General features: G+C 43.5%; 9 protein-coding genes. All 9 read right to left on the reverse strand.

Translation table 11 applies throughout. The features are described from left to right. Positions 1-27: 27 nt before the first annotated feature. Complete coding sequence (locus BQ7997_RS03155) at positions 28-1203, reverse strand: mechanosensitive ion channel family protein (RefSeq protein WP_044653838.1); 1176 nt, start codon at positions 1201-1203, stop codon at positions 28-30. 138 nt (positions 1204-1341) lie between these two features. Then, a complete protein-coding gene (locus BQ7997_RS03160) occupies positions 1342-3159 on the reverse strand; it encodes an alpha-L-fucosidase (protein WP_073343441.1) in 1818 nt (605 codons plus the stop codon). 147 nt (positions 3160-3306) lie between these two features. Next, the gene (locus tag BQ7997_RS03165; RefSeq protein WP_073343443.1) at positions 3307-6387 is read right to left on the reverse strand and encodes a glycoside hydrolase family 2 TIM barrel-domain containing protein; all 3081 of its coding nucleotides are present in this window, start codon (positions 6385-6387) and stop codon (positions 3307-3309) included. Between the two features lie 70 nt (positions 6388-6457). Then, a complete protein-coding gene (locus tag BQ7997_RS03170) occupies positions 6458-8782 on the reverse strand; it encodes a glycoside hydrolase family 20 protein (RefSeq protein ID WP_073343446.1) in 2325 nt (774 codons plus the stop codon). Positions 8783-8800: 18 nt separating this feature from the next. Further along, positions 8801-10384 (reverse strand): sulfatase family protein, encoded by a 1584-nt coding sequence (locus tag BQ7997_RS03175; RefSeq protein WP_073343448.1) that lies wholly within the window; start codon positions 10382-10384, stop codon positions 8801-8803. A gap of 229 nt (positions 10385-10613) precedes the next feature. Then, on the reverse strand, positions 10614-11948 hold the full coding sequence (locus tag BQ7997_RS03180) for a PL29 family lyase N-terminal domain-containing protein (protein ID WP_073343451.1): 1335 nt from the start codon (positions 11946-11948) through the stop codon (positions 10614-10616). 38 nt (positions 11949-11986) lie between these two features. Continuing rightward, the gene (locus BQ7997_RS03185) at positions 11987-13915 is read right to left on the reverse strand and encodes a DUF5006 domain-containing protein (RefSeq protein ID WP_073343454.1); all 1929 of its coding nucleotides are present in this window, start codon (positions 13913-13915) and stop codon (positions 11987-11989) included. Positions 13916-13945: 30 nt separating this feature from the next. Further along, a complete protein-coding gene (locus BQ7997_RS03190) occupies positions 13946-15751 on the reverse strand; it encodes a RagB/SusD family nutrient uptake outer membrane protein (RefSeq protein ID WP_073343456.1) in 1806 nt (601 codons plus the stop codon). Positions 15752-15768: 17 nt separating this feature from the next. Continuing rightward, a complete protein-coding gene (locus BQ7997_RS03195) occupies positions 15769-19101 on the reverse strand; it encodes a SusC/RagA family TonB-linked outer membrane protein (RefSeq protein WP_073343459.1) in 3333 nt (1110 codons plus the stop codon). Positions 19102-19333 lie beyond the last annotated feature (232 nt).

The raw sequence follows: 19333 nt of genomic DNA on the forward strand, positions 1-19333 counted from the left end.
AACGAATTTCGAACTACTACTCAACATTTAGTCCGAATACTGATAAACCTTCAAATCAAACTTAGGAACCATTGCCAGCAAATGGTCGAAGATGTCCGACTGGATGCGTTCGTATTCTTTCCACACTTTGTTTCGGGAGAAGAAGTAAACTTGAATAGGGACTCCATACATCGTGGCTTCTTTTTGGCTGATAATCAAGTCCAAATCCTGATTCACCACAGGCAGGCTGCATAGATAGCGTTCAATATACACACGGTAAACTTGGGAATTGGTAGGCACTACGCCTTCTTCGGGTTGATAATCTGCCATTAAAGGAATTTCCTTCCGGTAGCGGTCAAGCATTTCGGGCGTACAGAATTGGAGTGTAGTCAAGTCCAGGGTTATATTCTTCATTACCCTTCGTCCTCCTGATTGCACCATTCCCCGCCAGTTCTGAAAAGGACTGCTGACCAAGGTATAAGGGGGAACAGTAGAAATCGTATTATCGAAATTCTGAATCTTGACTGTATTCAGAGTAATCTCCTGCACTGTGCCATTGGCAGCACCGGAAGGAAGCGTAATCCAGTCGCCCGGACGAACCATATCATTGGCGGAAAGCTGGATACCCGCCACAAATCCTAGTATGGAATCCTTGAATACCAGCATCAGGATGGCAGCCGAAGCACCTAATCCCGCAAACAAACTGGCTGGGGATTTATTCACGATAATGGCAATGATAATGATTCCGCCGATAAAAAACAGAAGAACCTGCAACACTTGAATGAACCCTTTCATCGGACGGTTCTTCATCGACTCCTTCCCATCGTAGATATCCATTATCATCAATAGAATTCCATTAACAGCCAACAACAGAGAAAAAATGATATAAATGGCACAAGCCTTCTGGGAAATAAGCAACAAATCTTTACCACGAACAAAAGCTATCGGCAACAAATAATAGACAAGGAAAGCCGGAATCGTATGAATCAGGTTATGAAACACTTTACGTTTCATCAGCAACGTATTCCACTGATGTGGTTTCCGACGGGTGTACTGCCTCATCCCGCCTATGAGAATCGCCTGGCAGAGATAATTTAGACCGATGGCAATTGCTATCATCAGAATAGCAATAATAGTCTCATCAAAACGGTCGGCAACTGTCGGGTCTATCCCCCAATCTATCAGGATTTTGTTCATCCATTTTCCTAAATCTACTACGAGCATAACTTCTGTTTTTTTATTAATAACAGCAAAAGATTCATTTGGTTTAGAAAAAAAGACCGGCGGCTGATTCACAAGAAATCAAGACCGCCAGTCTTCACTGCTACTCTCTAAGCATATCTTTCAACGATGGCAACTCTATTAAGGAGCAACCGTCACTCCTATTTCATTCATTTCCACTTTTGCGGTTGTTGCCGTAGGTGTAGTAGCTTCCAACTTAATATAACGCGCCTGTACTTTCTGGCCGAAAGCGACGGTCTGCGGCAACGGGTTGTGCATGATATTGCTGAACTCGCCATTGGCAGAAACTTCCTTCCAGTTCTTCCCGTCGATGCTCACAAAGAATTTATAACGGAATGCCATTGTCGGTTTTGCTTCCGCTTTCGAAGGAGCATAAGTAAAGCTGGCTAATGTCACCGATTTGCCCAAGTCAATCGTCAATGGAGAATCAGCGACTTTTTTCCAGCCTGCACGAGGCAGATTATTCCAATCTTCACCCTGAACCACTTCCTGCAAAGGAGCTGCATAATAAGCAGCCACTTGGTTGATATGAGCAGTCAGACGACATTCGTCAATCTTTACCCGTAGCTGACTGGCTTTCACTGTCGGGAAACGTAGCATACGTTTATATCCGATTGTCGTACCCTTGCCTACTTCTTTCCAGCCATTATCAGTCAAAGCTTCTACAACGAAAGACTCCACTCTCTGTCCTTTTGTGATATCTTCCTGAAGCATCACTAAGTTAATTTCCGAGCCCGGTTTCAAAGAATAAACGGCTTCACTACCCGAAGTGGCATTCCAGTAGTTTCTTCCTTTCTTCACCCGATTGTCGGCAAATATCTGTTGACGGTAAGCTGCAAATTCTTTCAGACGGTTCACGTCCGCTTCATGAATCAAGCCTTTGCGGTCGGGCGGTATATTCAATAAAAGCACGGAGTTATATCCTACCGACTGGAAATAAATATCCGATAAATGTTTCAGGGACTTCACTTTCGCGTCTTCTTCCGCATGGTAGAACCATCCCGGACGGATAGACACATCCACTTCCGAAGGATACCAAAACAGTTCCGTAGCTTTCTCCAACATCTTGCGGCTTCCTAAATCTTCCGCTTTGCTGAATACACCCAAACGTTTGTTGTTTTCTGTCGAGCGGGCATAAATTCCCGGAGTCAGCACCGTTGCATTCCATTCCGTTTCGCGCCCCAGTCCTTTTTCGTTTCCTACCCAACGGACATCGTCACCCATAATCGCCATTACCGCTTTCGGTTGCAAACGTTGGATGGTTTTATAGAAAGCGTCCCAGTCATATACTTGTTTCTTTCCATTCGGCCCTTCCCCATTCGCTCCGTCGAACCAGACTTCGTGCACTTCACCATAATTGGTAAGCAGCTCCGTCAACTGGCGGATAAAAAACTCATTGTAACGGGGAGAGTCTCCATAACATTCCGCATTGCGATCCCACGGAGAAAGGTAGACGCCGAATTTCATATCATATTTGTCGCAGGCTTTCCGAAGTTCTTTGACTACGTCACCCTGTCCGTTCTTCCAGGGGGAAGAAGCTACGGAATGCCTAGTAGTGGCTGTCGGCCAAAGGCAGAAGCCGTCGTGATGCTTTGCGGTCAGAAGTACCATTTTAAAGCCGGCATCCTTGAGAGTTCTTACCCATTGTTCGGCATCCAGCTCGGTCGGGTTAAAGATAGCGGGGTTTTCTTTTCCATCTCCCCATTCACGTCCGGTAAAGGTATTGATACCGAAATGAAGGAAAGCTGTTAATTCCATTTGTTGCCAAGCATATTGTTGAGGGGTGGGTACGAGACGTGCAGCCATATCCACTTTCTGTTCAAGAGTAGCATTTTGAGGGAATTCGACATGCTTCACATAATAGTTTTCTTTCTTCTGGGCTTGCATGCCCAATGTTATGGCAGAGGATAATAAGAAGGCGGTCAGTAGTTTGTTCATGATATAATATTTAATTAATGCTGATAGCACAAAGATAACATAAAGATGTGAATTTCACTACTCCAACAGAATATTTCTGACAATATTCAAAGAAACCGTGAAACCCACACCCCAATTATATAATCTAATAACCTATCGTTTCTAAACTCATTTAATCGGATAAAGGGTGAATTCAAAGCTCTGTTTCTTCACTGGAACCAAATATTGCGGCAACACACCGGGACCGCAGGTAGCAGTTCCCACACCTGCCTGCTCTGCGTCGAGATGTACTGTGTACATTCCATCACGCTCCAGGTCATTGATATGCCGTGCTTTTTCCAATAATACATCCGAGAAAGGAATCATACTAAACTGGAAAGTACGGTTTGATTCAACAAAGATACCTTCACCGGAGTGATTCGTGAACTTCGCCCAACGTACATCAGTACGGTTGCCCGTAGACTGGGGAACGACATAATAGTGGAACATACGTTCGGGAGTTGTCCGGTACAGTCCGATTCTGCCGGATTGGTCACGGTCGGCATATGTTTCATTGTCACCACGTCCCAAATAGGAAACTTGGTCGTAAGTATCAGCTACGCGGAAGGTTAATCCCAAACGAGCCATTGATTTCACGATTGCAGTATCCGGTTCAAAAGTTGTGTTCACTTTCAATGCACCGTTCTTGTCCAGTGCGTAGATAAAGTCAGCCGTACCAACTTTCTGTCCTTTCGCATTGAGAACTTCTACACGGGCAGTTGTCGAGTTCTTGCCTTCTTTCAGTGAAACGACTTTTTGGGTTATATTATCCAGCCCCGCTTTGCGCCACAGACGCGCGCCGTTCTTGTCACGGTTATCATTATCTGTAGCCGGACGGAAAAGGCTCAATGTCACTGGGGTAGAAAGCAGCTCTCTGCCATCCAGACTTAAAGAAGCCAAGGCTCCCGTTTGTTTATCAACGGTAAAGGTAGTCTCACCTGCTTTTTGAGGACGATGAGCCGTGGAGTCCTTATATCCGGAAAGTACAAACTGGTCATAAGCCACTTCCCAGTCTTTGGCTATCATCGGAGAATCTTCCTTACGCGTCCAACTCACATTCAGATAAGCTTCCCGATCCTTCTTCGAAAGAAGCACATTGCCCAACTGTATGTCTATTGTGCCGTGTGGCTCACAATCCAATACATTTGTACCTTCCGCCAGTCTTTCTCCACTATCTGTCGTTACATTCCAATGGAATATATATTCATTCAGGTTGGAGAAATCGTACCAGTTCTTGATACGAAGTTTCATGTTCTGCCGGTCAAGCAACGTAGTCTTGATGTTCTGATAAACTTTCTTCACTTCAAGCAGATGCGGATGCGGCTCACGGTCGGCACCGACCAAGCCGTTACAGCAGAAGTTACCGAAACTCGGTATCCCTTCCGGCCCATAGTCACCGCCATAAGTCCAGTACCATTTTCCGTTCTCGTCTATTTCGCGGAATGACTGGTCTACCCAGTCCCACACGCTACCACCTTGCGCCATCGGTTCGTTTTCGAAGACGTCCCAGTATTCTTTCAGTCCGCCGCAACTGTTGCCCATTGCATGCAGGTATTCACAAAGGATGAAAGGACGGTAGATGTCTTTCTTCGCTACATACGCCTTTATTTCATCCACACTGCGGTACATACGACAGTAAATGTCTGTATTGTAATTCAGTTCGGCACGTTCGTACTGTACGGGGCGGGTCTTTTCTACTGATTTCAACCAGTCGTAGGTACGTTCGAAATTGATGCCGTTGCCGGCTTCGTTTCCAAGCGACCAGACAACAATTGCCGGATGATTCTTGGAGCGTTCGTACATACGGTGCGTACGATCCATGTGAGCCGTCAACCAAGTGCTGTCTTTGGCAAGGGAAGCGGGGCCGTAACCCATGCCGTGAGATTCGATGTTTGCTTCGTCAATCATGTACAGCCCATAGCGGTCGCAAAGCTGATACCAGTAAGGATGGGTGGGATAATGCGAGTTTCGGACAAGGTTGATGTTATGCTGTTTCATCAGTTTGATGTCCAGTTCCATAAGTTCCTTGCTTACTGTACGTCCGAGTTGTGAGTGTTCGTGGCGGTTGGTTCCCTTTACCAGTACCGGAACGCCGTTGATGCAGAAACGTCCGTCCTTGATCTCCGAAGTGCGGAAACCGACTTCGCATCCGGTCAGTTCGGTGACGTTACCTTGGGCGTCTTTCAGTTCGAGTAGCAATGTATAAAGATTAGGATGTTCTGCGTTCCAAGCTTTCACGTTCGGAATCTTCTTTTCATCAAATGCGATGAAGTTACTCAATCCACGGGATTTAATCTGAACAGCATCCTGCAAGACAGCTTTACCCGAATCGTCTTTCAATGTGTATGCAATGGAACTGGCGGTAGCGGAAGGGCCTTCCACAGTTACTTCCAATCCGAAGATACCATCCTTGTATTTTTCCTTATCTAAAGAAGCGTTCAGTTTATAGTCGGCAATGTACTGTTTGGGAGTACTATATAAGTAAACATCCCGTTCGATACCGCTCAAGCGCCACATATCCTGACATTCCAGATATGCGCCCGAACTCCAACGGTACACTTCCAAGGCCACTACATTTTCTCCGTCATTCAGGACATCCGTGATATCCCATTCGGCATTTGTTTTCGAGCCTTGGTTGTATCCGAGCAGTTTCCCGTTCACCCATACATAATAGAAAGAGATTACACCTTCGCAGCACAGTACCACCCTACGGCCTTTCCAGTCGGCAGGCACTTTGAACGTGCGACGATAGGAACCGACTTCATTCTCCGCATGAGGAACCAGTGGCGGATTCTTTTTGAAGTTGAACATTTTGTCATCAAATTCATATGTCTCGTTGACATAGATAGCTGTGCCATAACCCTGACGTTCCCAGTTGCCGGGAACGTTGATGTCCGCCCAACCACCGGTATAATAGGAAGGCTGATAGAAGTTTTTCGGACGGTTATCGGGATTCTTCACCCAATGGAATTTCCACTTTCCGTTCAGGCTCATATAAAATGGAGACTGCTCGTATCCGCCCGTCTTTTCAATATCGGAAGCATCGGCGTAAGGCCATACGTAGGTATGAGGGGCAAGTTTGTTCAGCCCTACCGCATACTGGCTTTGCCATTCGGGCAACGGTTGCTTCTGCGCAGAGGCCAGAGTAGCAGCCAGTCCTGCCAATAGAAGTAAAAAAGTTTGTTTCTTAAAGCTAATATTCATAAGCATGTCATCATAATTAGTTTATATAAGATTGTTTTGCAAAAGCACTTAATTGTCGTTCTTAACAACTTGATTACTATTCTATAATCACCTCATCAAAATAAACCCTCGCTTCCTGACCGGGGCGGACGTGACTGTCGGGGCATATCCCCGCTCCTTTCGCCGTCACCCGGACATAACGGGCAGATACTCCGCCCATATCCATCGAGTAGTCATTCCTGAAAGTTCCTTCCTTATATATTTCTTCCAAAGAGAAATTCAGTTCCCCTACGGCACGGTATGTCTTGTTGTCATCTGAAACTTCCACACGAATCATTTTCGGTTTGTGCGCTCCCATTCCATAATTCGTAATGCAGCCAATGGCAAATTTATTCAATTTCTCCTTACCCAGCAAATCTATCGTGAAAGATATGGAATCATTCCGGTTCCAGTTACACCATTCAAAATCAGTATATTTCAGGCTCCCCCTCAATCCATTGACTAATAACATTTCGTTCTTCCTATTGCCAAGCAAGGGTTTTGCCGTAGCTTTGTTCCATGTAAGTTGCAGTTCCAAGGTTTCTCCCATTTGCTTGCCGTTCATAAAGGTAGCGGCTTTCACCATTTGCGTCTTCGTCACACGGATAGGGCCGTCGTAACGATGAGAAGACATAGCCGGATCACTTCCGTTCAGTGTATAGTGAATTTCCACGTCCGGACGGAGACATTCCAGATTCACTTCCAAATGTCCGTCCACCGGTGTCACTGTTTGCTGTATGTTATACATTGAACGGGCATAGACAATTCCTTTTTCCGCAATATGCGCGTTGTATGCGTCCATCCGTTCCAAGAATCCGGACCAGTCTTTCGTACCTGCGGGCGTCCATGCCACTTCCGCCAAAGCTGCCAAACGGGGGAACAAGAGATAATCCACGTCTTCCGGCTTATTGCAGAACTCTGTCCACATACAAGCCTGTATGCCCATCAGCAACGATTCATATTCCGGTTTCCAGTCCTTCTGTACAGGTTCGTAATCAAAGACATCTTTCAGGGTATTGTTGCCGAAATAAGTGACCGGTTCAAACCATTGCGGTCCCTGATAACGGATCAGGTACATGATACGTGCAGGAGTCATGATAAAACGATGTCCTTTTTCGGCAGCTTTCAGAGCAGCCGTTCCCATTCCCTGCCAACCGAGGATAATGGACTCTTCGGGAAGAAAAGAACTGTTTGTCAACTCATCCCAGCCAATCACTTCACGACCTTTCTTACGCAGATAATCACTGATTCGTTTCATGAAGTAACCCTGCAAATCCTCTTCATCGGCCAAACGCTGCTTTTTCATCCGTTTCTGGCAAAGCGGGCACTTCTCCCAGTTCGTCTTCCGGGCTTCATCTCCACCTACGTGAATATAGCGGGAAGGGAAAAGCGTCAGAATTTCGTCAAAAACATCTTGCAGGAAGGTAAATACGCTATCGTTTCCCGCACAATAGATTATCTCGGCATTACGTCCTCCCAGTCCGGGAAGTACACCGATAAAGTCTTTCACAACCGGACAGGCAAATTGGGGATAGGCGGCCAAAGCAGAGTTGCTGTGTGCCGGTACATCTATTTCCGGAATTACTTCAATCTGTCTGTCGGCGGCATAGGCCACAATTTCCCGGATCTCTTCCTGTGTGTAGAAACCGCCTATCGGAGTGGGTTCTCCCCGTTCCGGATTGCGACGTGAGTGGAAAGGTACATCGGTATGATCCACTCTCCACGCCCCTACTTCCGTCAAACGGGGATATTTCTTTATTTCAATCCGCCAGCCGTTATCGTCCGTCAGATGAAAATGAAGTTTGTTTATCTTCAGCATCGCCATGCAGTCGATGATTCGCAGAACGTTCTCTTTGGGGATAAAACAACGTACAGGATCCAACAGTAATCCGCGGAAACCGAAACGGGGTTCATCCTGAATGGTCATTGCAGGAACGTTCCAAGCGACATTCCGCATCGGTTGTTCCGATTCTATGGCGGCAGGAAGAAGTTGGCGGATAGATTGCAGGGCATAGAAAAATCCCTTTGTATCCGAAGCCTTAATGAGTATCTGTTCCGGTGCAATCTCCAACAGATACGCTTCGGTTTTTAAAGAAGAATCGGTCACGAAACGGACTTGCCCTTCTTTGCTACCGACATTCAGTGCGGGGGTTATTCCGGCGGCACGGGTAAACAGGTCGATAAAATTGCGGACAATCACGGCTTGTTCCTGATTTTCCACCGCAAACACCGTTCGGGCAGAAAAGGTAAAGTTGCCACTACCCGGCACAATCTGTGTCGGGCGTGGAACTATCGAAATCAAAGGGGATGTTAAGTTATCTGCCTGTAGTAACGCTGTCAGTGGCGAAAGCAGTATGAGAATGATTAAGATGTATCTTTTCATGGTGTATGTACATTGGTATTATTCCTTGTCTCTCTCCGGTGAGAAGCGGACTGGGTCATTGTATTGCTCCTGAAGTTTCAGCATTTCTTCTTTCAGCTCTTTCACTACCGGTTCGTATTCAGGCTGCCCGTAGAGGTTGTGCATTTCCGACGGGTCTGCCTGCAGGTCGTAGAGTTCCCACCAGTTGATGTCATTATAGAAATGAATCAGTTTATAGCGGTCTGTACGTACACCGTAATGGCGTTTTACCATGTGTTCCGCGGGATATTCGTAGAAATGATAGTAGAGGGCTTTCCGCCACTCTTCCGGCTGTTCGCCTTTCAACAAAGGGACAAGGGATACACCTTGAATATCGGAAGGTATTTCTGCTCCCGCCAGTTCGAGGAAAGTGGGCGCATAGTCGATGTTTTGTACCATTTCGGTGATGTCTCCCCTGCGGTCGAATCCTTTCGGCAGACGCATGATAAGCGGAGTGCGCATGGATTCTTCGTACATGAAGCGTTTGTCGAACCAACCGTGTTCGCCCATGTAGAATCCTTGGTCGGAAGTGTAGACAACGAGCGTGTTATCAAGTAATCCCTTCTCTTTCAGGTAGTCAAGTACACGGCCTACATTGTCGTCCAGTGATTTCACGGTCTTCATATAGTCGCGCATGTAACGCTGGAATTTCCAGTTGGCCAGTTCCTTGCCTTGCAGGTTCTGTTTATAGAAATCGTCTATTATCGGGGTGTAGAATTTGTCCCATGCGGCACGTTGCGCTTCGTCCATGCGACCAATATATTTCTCATACAAGGATTTCAGACGGGACTTTTTATCGGGACGAAGCATTTTGAGGTCATAAATCATGTCCATGTCCTTTACGATACTCATCTCTTGTGCGGCAGCGGCAGGACGTCCTTCGTAATCGTCAAAGAAATTATCCGGAAGCGGGAAGGTTTTATCTTCGTACAAAGCCAGATTGCAAGTATCCGCCAGCCAGTTACGGTGAATCGCCTTGTGATGAATCAGGAGACAGAAAGGTTTCTCCGGGTTACGTTTGTTTTCTATCCAGTCGATAGCATCATCAGTGATAAGGTTTGTGATGTATCCGTGTTTTTGGACAGTGTCATTGTTTTGCGTGATGAAATCCGGATTGTAGTAGTCACCTTGTCCAGGGACAATCTGCCAGTAATCAAAACCGGAAGGCAAGCTCTCGAGATGCCATTTGCCCACCAATGCGGTCTGGTAACCGACTTTCTGCAACAGTTTCGGGAAAGTCTGTTGAGAACTGTCGAATACGCAGGTGGTATTATCATAGAATTTATTGGCACAGCTATGTTTGCCCGTTATCATGCAGGCGCGGCTGGGACCGCTTAAAGAATTCGCTACAAAACTCTGAGTAAAACGTACACCGTCGGCAGCAATGCGGTCGAGGTTCGGTGTTTCCATGTAGCGTGTGTCGTAACAGCTCATCATTTGAGCCGTGTGATCGTCTGTCATAATGTAGACGATATTCAAAGGTTTCTGCTCCGCAGGCTTTTGCTTGTTTGAACAGGAAGCAAGGGAAGCTACGGCAGCTACTCCTGCCAAAGGAAAGAATAAGTTTGATTGCAGTTTTTCCATAAAACAATTTTATATTAGATAAGTAACAACAAAGATAGGGAAAGAAAGGCAAAATCGGCTTCCACAAATTACCAATTAATTTCCAAAAATCTCCATTTCTGCATGAATCAATCACGAAATTTGCTATATTTCTCAAATGCTAAAAAGAATGTCGGAAGCATAATGCATATATTAAAGACATTACTCCCGACATTCAATTATTTTAATTCTAGAGATCAAATAAATATGCTCATTCAATCGCTTTGATAAAATTGGTCAAGCTAGAATCCCAAGTAGATTTATATGTTTCTACTTTATCTGTAGGTACAAAAATAGATTCTAATGCAGTACAGCCCACAAACCAAGTAGCAGAGTTTGTTGCTGGTATAGTACTTGACGTGTTAATTGTCACACTTTTCAAAGCACTACAATTTTTAAATGCTGTTCCAAATATATTTGGATAGTTACCTTCCGGAAGAATAATGGTTTCTATAGATGTATTATAATCCGTTTCAGGAACAGGAGTACTCATGTAAAATGCGTTAGCAGGGAAAGCGGTAGTAAGTAGCACACCTGACAAATCAATATTTACCACGCTTTTTGTTTCTTTCAAAGGTTTACAGATATTATCTCGAAGAGCACCGGTAGCAACAGTGGAAGGCGTTGTTACTTTTATACTAACTGCACCACTAGGTATTTCAATAGCCGTCCCTTTATACTCAATAGCAACCCATATATTTCCCGGATCTGCTGCCGCTTTGAAAGTAACAGTTTTCATCACTGTCTGGGTTTTTCCATCTGAAATCAAGAAAGTAACTACCGTTTCCCCTATACTTGGATAAACCACCTTCAACGTGGAATTATTTACTTCTATAGTCCAATTTTCAGGAACTGCATCCAGCAATTTTATAATATAGCCTTCAGGAAGATTCAATTCATATATTTGTTCTCCAGCTGTCCCCTTGCTATATCCGTCTAACAAAAGAGTATTCAGATTCAGATACTTAGGTAGCTCAATGGTTGTACCTCCATCTAATGTAACAGTTACCACATTACCTGATTCAGCAACTCCCGTTACAGGGTGGGTAATAGGCCCGGGAACCGTCACTGGATTATCGCCAATAGTCAGTTTTGTAGAACCGTCTGCATTTACTTCCACCTTAATATCATCTCCACCATTCACATATACAGTCTTGCCATCAACTTTCAAAGCTTCACCGTCTAAAGTCCAATACCATTTACCGGTACCGTCTTCCTCTGCCACACCAATGACATTTTCACCAGTGCCGCTTACTTCTTTATCATCATTATAGTATAATGTAATAGGGGCTGCATGAAGGAAAGATATTTTATATCCTTCTTTTCCATCTTTTGTTACTTTGTCTACATCTGTTATATAGTCCGTAGCAGTCAGTATCCCCTGCAAAGAGTTCAATTGTTCAACCACAGTTTTCTGCCATTTCTCCAAAGCAGAGATTCTTTCTTCCTGCCCGTTGACTGCATCCCACAATTCTCCATCATCATAATTACAACTACCCATTAAAGTTGCTGCAAATACTGCACATAAAATCGTCTTGATCTTCATATTATTATTTTATTTAAAAAGGTTTATTATTCTGTTTATTAATAAAGAATGACATCATCTCTCCATGGCATACCATGATCCGTATAGGTATCATCAACATAGAAGCGTACCCAGTCTATCTCCATACGAGGAATCAATGCATCAGGATTGTTTTTGAGCATTCTTCTAGCTGTCAAATAACTCATTTCCATAGATGGATAATCTGGTTTAGCTTTATGTAAAAACATCATAGTTAAAATGTAATACAATCCTTCGCTATTCACTTGATCTGTAAAAGGCCAACGCGCCCCCTGACGTTCCGCGTCTGCTTGAGTGAGTTCAATGGTTTGTTTCCCATTCACTCCCATACGAACCGTCTGGTTATCTACCCATTCCACCCAATAAATATGGAATTCGCCAATAGTTCCGGCTATGTCTGTGACAGCAACAGTGGGTGATATTTTGCTCTTTCCAGTATTCGGAGTAATATCTCCTAAATGGAAAGTTTGTTCAACACTTGTTCTGTAACTCATAGTAGGATGTTTCGTATTATTCTCCATTACGTCAATTTCTCCAAAATCCGGCCATCCATTCCACTGTGCATTGCCACCAACTTGTTCATTACCTTGCAACCAGATTCCAGGCAGCATGCCACTATTGAGAGCCCCCCTTATACGAGCACGTGTTTCGATACGCATCCCCGGATAAATACGGACATTAGCCGCAGGCCATGTAGGACTATTAGGATTTCCTCTCTGAAATTTACAAGAATAAAAAGCGGAGGTTCCAAATTCGAAAGTATTGCCTGTATTTGATGATTTTGCTTTATCTTTAAGCGAAATCATACGTAAATAACCTTCATCAGTCACCCAAGAGAATTTAACATTATCTACAGCACCTTGAGTTTCCACTGCTCCCGTGTTTTGGTCGGCAAGTCCAACCGGATGCTCCTCACTGGTATACTCTCCATCATTACTTGCTTTTGACATTACACATCCTGAAATCTTATGAAACTCGTATGCACGGAAGAATTTCCATTTGCCCTTCGGGAGCACATTACCATTATTAGGATGAGGATCTCCTTCTTTCATTACCGTATAATTAGTTTGCCCCCAACTTTTCAAAGCAGCTTCATTCTTTTCTGAAACAAATAATAAATCTGCATCTTCATATAACCAACGTTCATCTCTCACCTCTGTATCCATACTCTTATGAACATCAATCTTCTTTATTATTAATTGTTTCTCATTCAGCGGATAACGAGTTGCTACAGGAATTGTAGAAAGATTCAAAGTGAGTTCTTCATCTTCTTTGGTATTTTCATCTTTCTTCATAATAACAGGAGCACTTTCCACCGAACTTTTTCCAGCTGGAATGACCAACTCTGACGGTAGGTTTACATAACGTTCTTCCTCACCTTCTTTCGGTTCAATAGTTATTGTAAGTTCATCCAACAATTTAGAGTTAACAGAAGCCACCAATATAAATGACTGACCTTCCTTCACAGTCTTGTCCGCATTGTTTTTTATGCTGACTTTTGAATAATGAAAATCACTAACTGTAACGACCTGTAAAGCGCCCGCCATCCTATATCCGCGTGCAAAGGCTGATAACTCAACATTATGCTCTCTATTTATGCCTGTTTGCTTTACTGGAACATGAACAGTTTTAGAAATCTCCCCCTTATTCAATGTCACCGTAGCAGGAAAATCATCAAAGAGTAGCTGATCTACCGCACCTCTATCCGTCTTAGCGCTTAGTCTGATATTCAAATCCTCATTCATCGCTTTCTTTCCTTCTTCCGTACCCGTCACGTCAAAAGTGATTTCCATCACTTCTCCCATCACTAAGTCTTTACTATTCAGTGACATTTTCAATGGAACAGGTTCAGCTAACGGAGCTATAGGTTCATCATCTCTACATCCCGACAGACCCACGACAACTAGCAGCAATGTCCATAAATATGCCATTCTTAAAATCTTTTTCATATGCTATATCTTTTATTATAGAATCATTAATCATTCCCAGCCCGGATTCTGTTTCATCTGCTTGTTCAGCTTCAGTTCACTAGGCGGAATAGGCAATAAATAATCTCTCCCAGGATTGAATTGATAGCCACCGGGTAATAATTCCTGCAAAGGATCCATCCATCCGTCACCATCTACCAATACCGTAGACAATGCTTCGTACTTATCTTCTGTAAACGATTTGTACAGAATACCATCTTCGCCCAAATAAGCTCCTCTACCACGTTTGCCAACTACAACCTTGGCACCTGCCCAACGCATCAGGTCGTCCAGACGGTATCCCTGCAAAGCAAGCTCCACGCGGCGTTCACGACGGATTTCCTGCATGAGCGGTGTCAATTCATAACCATAATCGGTGAAGTTAACATCTTTAGAAGGGGCTACATAATCTACTCCCGCACGCTTACGCAAAGGCTTTATGGTCTTCTCCAATACTTTATCATCGCATTTGCCAAGCTCTGCAGCAGCCTCGGCATAGCACAACAATGCATCAGCATAACGCATCATCACAAGTCCTGTCTCACAATCGCCGGAAACATAAGTAGTATCCACTCCCAAACGGATATGATAGCCGGTCACATTTTTAGCATTACCATCACCTGTCAAGAAAGGAGATGTGATTTTTTCCGTACTCGTTGCAGCATCCTGTACATTCATCGGATGAGAGCCTTTGGCAGTAGACTTGAATTTATATCCGGTACTCATAATCGTTTCAGTAAGACGTAAGTCTCTGCCGGCGAATGTTTCATTGAAGTCTTTAAACTTCTCATCTTTAGGATCGATAAAACTACCGTCTCTATTCAAATAGGTATTCACCAAGTCTCCGGATACACCGGCTGGACCATCCTGGTCTACAACTCCTCCACCTAATAAACCGGTCAAAGCATGGAATACACCATCAACGATAGAGTATTTTCTCCAAAGCAATACCTCAGGAGTATTGGAATAATCATTTTGATTGAACAAATGACCATAAGCATCGCCCGGGTTGACTGCGTTTTTATCCGTCTCGTCGGTATTCAGTTGTATGCCTTCAGCAAAAAGCAAGTCTCCCCATTTCATCACTTCACCAAAGAAGTAATCTGATTGATAGGTAGCTGCCGCAAATTCATCATTCTTGTGATATTTCTCCCATGAGCCTTCATAGAGCGCCACTTGCATGGCAAGTAACATCGCAGCTTCTCTGCAAATGCGCAAGCCACTGTATTTGGTTCTTTTATAAAGAAGCTCCTTAGCAGTATTCAAATCTTCCAAGATAAATTTAGCAACCTCTCCACGGTCCTTCTGCGGAATCTGCAAACCGGCAATAGTAGCCTGATTGTCCCAGTAAGCATCCATAATAGGAATACTGCCAAACTTTTTCAACTGTACGAAATGCCAATAAGCTCTCAAGAAGTATGCTTCTCCTTTCAAAGACTTCACTTCATCTGTTTCCTGCGATGCCGGTACTTGATAATAGTGAAAGAAATAATTCACATTACGCAGATTCTTATAACCTGTCTCCCATGCCTCATTACTGGAAAACAATGTTTCCTCACCATTCAAACGCTTGTCGTAAATCTCGGAAAGAATATTATCACTATTCTTTTCTTCTCCACGCACTCCCATTCCGAACTTTGCCAATGATGGAAGTGCCGTATAAAGACCATTGATATAACTGCGTACTTGCGTTTCGCCTGACAAGAACGTTTCATTATTGGGCACGGTTATCGGTTCACGGTCCAGAAAATCAGAACAGGAAGAAAACAACGTTCCGATACCCGCTATCAATACGATGTATAAATAAGATATTTTCATATTTCTCATACTATTAATTAAAAGGTAAAATCAAGACCAAATACAAAGTTTCTGTTCATCGGGTATACTTTACCGTTACCATTTTCGTTGGAAGCGGAAGTAAGGCCCGGAGCTGTCGCATTACTACCACCTGCCCATGTATTTACCTGATTCAGCGTTTCAGGGTCAAATGATTTTGGCAGTTTACTGATAGTAAACAAGTTGTCGCAAGTGAAATATACCCGCAGATTTTCGAGTTTGATCGCTTTCAACAGTTTCTTATCAAATGTATAAGACACCATCAAGTTCTTCATTCGCATATAAGCCGCGTTGACCAGATAGCGGGATGTATTATAACCGATATTGGTATTATAATCTATAGTTTTGGGGTCTGTAAGACGTGGCAGGTAAGCATTCGGATTTTGCGGACTGAAGTAATCAAGATGCTCTTTGAAGAAGTTCTTTCCGCCAAAGAGATAGGTACTCCCCGACAACACAAAATCACGTTTAGCAACTCCCTGCAACAAAGTAGAGACAGAGAAACCTTTATAACCTACATTCAGATTAATACCGAATGAATATTTCGGAGTAGCATTACCGATTATCTTCAGGTCGCCATGATCGTTCAGCGTACCTTTGCCCGGATCTACCTTACCATCCCGATTCGTATCAAGGAATTTCAGGTCACCCACTTGCCAAAGGTTATCACTCTTAAAGAATGACAGGTCTTTGCTGTTCAGATAAGCATCTATTTCCTGGTTGGTCATAAACAAATCATTTGCTTCAAATCCCCAGATTTCACCAATATCCATACCTTCATAGTAACCTTTGTTACGTTCCAAACCTGTATGGTTATTGTATATAATGCCTTCCGGATTATTGTATTTAGTGACAACTGCTTTATAGTTAAACAGATTGAAACCGACTCCGTAGCTAAAGCCACATTTCAATTTGTCTTGCCAATTGATAGAAAACTCCCAACCACGGTTACGAAGAGTTGCATTATTGATTTTCGCCCGGTCGTCCGGTGAGATACCGCTAATTGCAGGAATAGCTTCAGCCGGGCCAATCATGTCTTTTGTTGTACGCTGATAAATATCAAATGTGACAGACAAACGATTATCCAGCAACATAAGGTCTAATCCCAAGTTGGCATTATCCACTTTTTCCCATGTAATATATGGGCTGACCATTTTAGGAGTCAAAGCTATAGTTCCTTTATTGATTCCATCGCCTGATCCGGGTAGCAACCATGCGTTCACGTTATTGGGATCGAGATTCATCACTCCCAGATAATCATACAATCCGGCTCCATTCTGATTGCCCAAACGTCCGTAAGACACGCGCACCTTCAATTGTGAAACAGGTAAACTTAACTTCGTAAAATAATCTGTACGAGCTATATCATAACCGGCAGAGAAAGAGGGGAAGAACCCCCAACGATGCCCGGGAGCAAAACGAGACGAACCGTCATAACGACCACTGAACTCCAGGAAGTAAACGTTCTTATAATTCCAGTTCATACGGGCATAGAATCCCATGGTAGCCCAATGTGTACGAGCTTCACCGGAATATAGCGTTCCGCTGGCATTATCAAATGAATAGATATCATTGCTCAGCATACCATCCTTGTACATAAATTCACTGGAATTTTCTTGTAATTCCATCTGGTAACCAGCCAATACTTTGAAGAAGTGGTCTCCCCACTGATTGGTGTAAGCGGTAGATACACTGGGAGACAAATAGTAATTGAAAGCACTACCTCTCGTCAATGAACCTAAACGCGTGTTTTGCCATCTCATACCAGGATACTGATAGCCCTGACGGTTTCCTGCCACTTCAATGACCTGTCCGTTGGGCTGCATATAATTGGCTTTTCCTAATTTAAAGCTATTATTTTCAACATCCAAACGAGCCTTCATTTCTCCCATGATATCCCATCCTTGCAGAGGGGTAATAATAGCGGAGAAAGACATTGCATCCGAAACACGATTCTGATTGTAATTGGATTGCTTCAAATACAATTGTTCATTCCAGGTTGGAGTCGCAAGAGTGGGGTCTTCCACCGGAAGCTGAGTGACACGGGTTGGAGCCGTATTGGCTATCGTCCCATAAAAGATGGTCTGGTTGGCCATCGGACGATTAATGATATTCAATGTTACATTATTATTGAAATTAAATTTCAACCAGTCAGTTGCTGTAACAGAGAATTTTGTGTTGACGTTATATTTCTTCAAGTCATCCTGCACCTTATCCATCAAACCCTCTTGATAGGTATAGCCCAATCCCACATAATAGGTAGCTTTTTCCGAACCGCCTTGTATGCTTACATTGTGTGAATGACGAAGAGCACGATCTTTAAAATAGAAATCAAACCAGTCTGTATTAGCGTATTGTACGTTATCGGCAGCTGCCCATCCGTCACCGGCCTGGTTGACACCAATTCCCGGAAATTCAGCTGAATAAGGATTACTCATAAATCCCCGGATTTTTTCAATAGTAGAGTTTGCAATCTGTGGAGAACGGCCCATATTCACATCACGTTGATTACAGTAGTTCGCATATTCCAATGAGTTCATCATTTGCGGCATATTAATAGGAGAGCTAAATCCGACAGTTCCACGATAGGTAACGCGCGTTTTCTCTTTTTTACCACTTTTAGTAGTTACCAATACTACACCATAAGCGGCACGAGCACCATAAACTGCCGAAGCCGAAGCATCTTTCAAGACACTGATACTTTCAATATCAGCAGGATTTACATTCTGCATGCTTTGCTCTACACCATCTACCAATACATAAGGTTCACCACCATTGATAGAGCCCACACCACGAATGTTAAACTTGATTTCCGCACCCGTTTCACCACCGACACCGTCTGCTGCCGCATCCGATGCGAAGTTCAAACCTGCCACGTTACCTTGCAACGCACTAGTCACGTCAGTTACCGGACGATTAACAATTGCATCTGATTTCACAGTAGCCACGGCAGCCGTAATAGTGTTACGTTTCTGTTTGTCCATACCTACTACAACGACCTCATCAAGAACTTTGGTATCTTCTTTCATTACGAAACGATTACCGTCGAGTTTGGTCACTTTTACCGTCAAAGGAGAAAAACCAACATAAGAAATAGTTAAGATATCACCGACTTTTCCTTTGACAGAAAAATTTCCATCAATATCAGTCAGAGTACCTTCCTGTGTTCCTTTAACCATGACTGTGCCACCGATAATGGTTTCCCCCTTATCGTCTACCACTTGTCCCTTAATCATCTGTTGCTGTGCAAATGCTCCTGAAGGAAATAACAAGAGGAGCAGCAGAAGAACAACAAAGCAGCTTTGTTTTTTCATAAGCTTCTTTTCTTTCATAATATTACATTTAATAATAAAGATTTTATTTATTAGCTAACAAAAATAAATCCCAAAACATTCTAAGTCTGAAAAGTATATCAGAGTTCTCGCTGAATAACTCTTTCGGTCACAAAATTAGGAATGGTATTAAAATAGAATGTTCCAGAATCACTAATTTATATCCAAATTTGTCTAAAATCGTCCATTTCATCGGCTAATACAAGGATAACAGACATCTTTGAACATCTTT

This window comes from Bacteroides congonensis, from assembly GCF_900130125.1.
Lineage (GTDB): Bacteria > Bacteroidota > Bacteroidia > Bacteroidales > Bacteroidaceae > Bacteroides > Bacteroides congonensis.

Coding starts and splice junctions, on each gene's coding strand:
- BQ7997_RS03155 (WP_044653838.1), bottom strand. CDS start 1,203: ATGCTCGTAGTAGATTTAGGAAAATGGATGAACAAAATCCTGATAGAT.
- BQ7997_RS03160 (WP_073343441.1), bottom strand. CDS start 3,159: ATGAACAAACTACTGACCGCCTTCTTATTATCCTCTGCCATAACATTG.
- BQ7997_RS03165 (WP_073343443.1), bottom strand. CDS start 6,387: ATGCTTATGAATATTAGCTTTAAGAAACAAACTTTTTTACTTCTATTG.
- BQ7997_RS03170 (WP_073343446.1), bottom strand. CDS start 8,782: ATGAAAAGATACATCTTAATCATTCTCATACTGCTTTCGCCACTGACA.
- BQ7997_RS03175 (WP_073343448.1), bottom strand. CDS start 10,384: ATGGAAAAACTGCAATCAAACTTATTCTTTCCTTTGGCAGGAGTAGCT.
- BQ7997_RS03180 (WP_073343451.1), bottom strand. CDS start 11,948: ATGAAGATCAAGACGATTTTATGTGCAGTATTTGCAGCAACTTTAATG.
- BQ7997_RS03185 (WP_073343454.1), bottom strand. CDS start 13,915: ATGAAAAAGATTTTAAGAATGGCATATTTATGGACATTGCTGCTAGTT.
- BQ7997_RS03190 (WP_073343456.1), bottom strand. CDS start 15,751: ATGAAAATATCTTATTTATACATCGTATTGATAGCGGGTATCGGAACG.
- BQ7997_RS03195 (WP_073343459.1), bottom strand. CDS start 19,101: ATGAAAGAAAAGAAGCTTATGAAAAAACAAAGCTGCTTTGTTGTTCTT.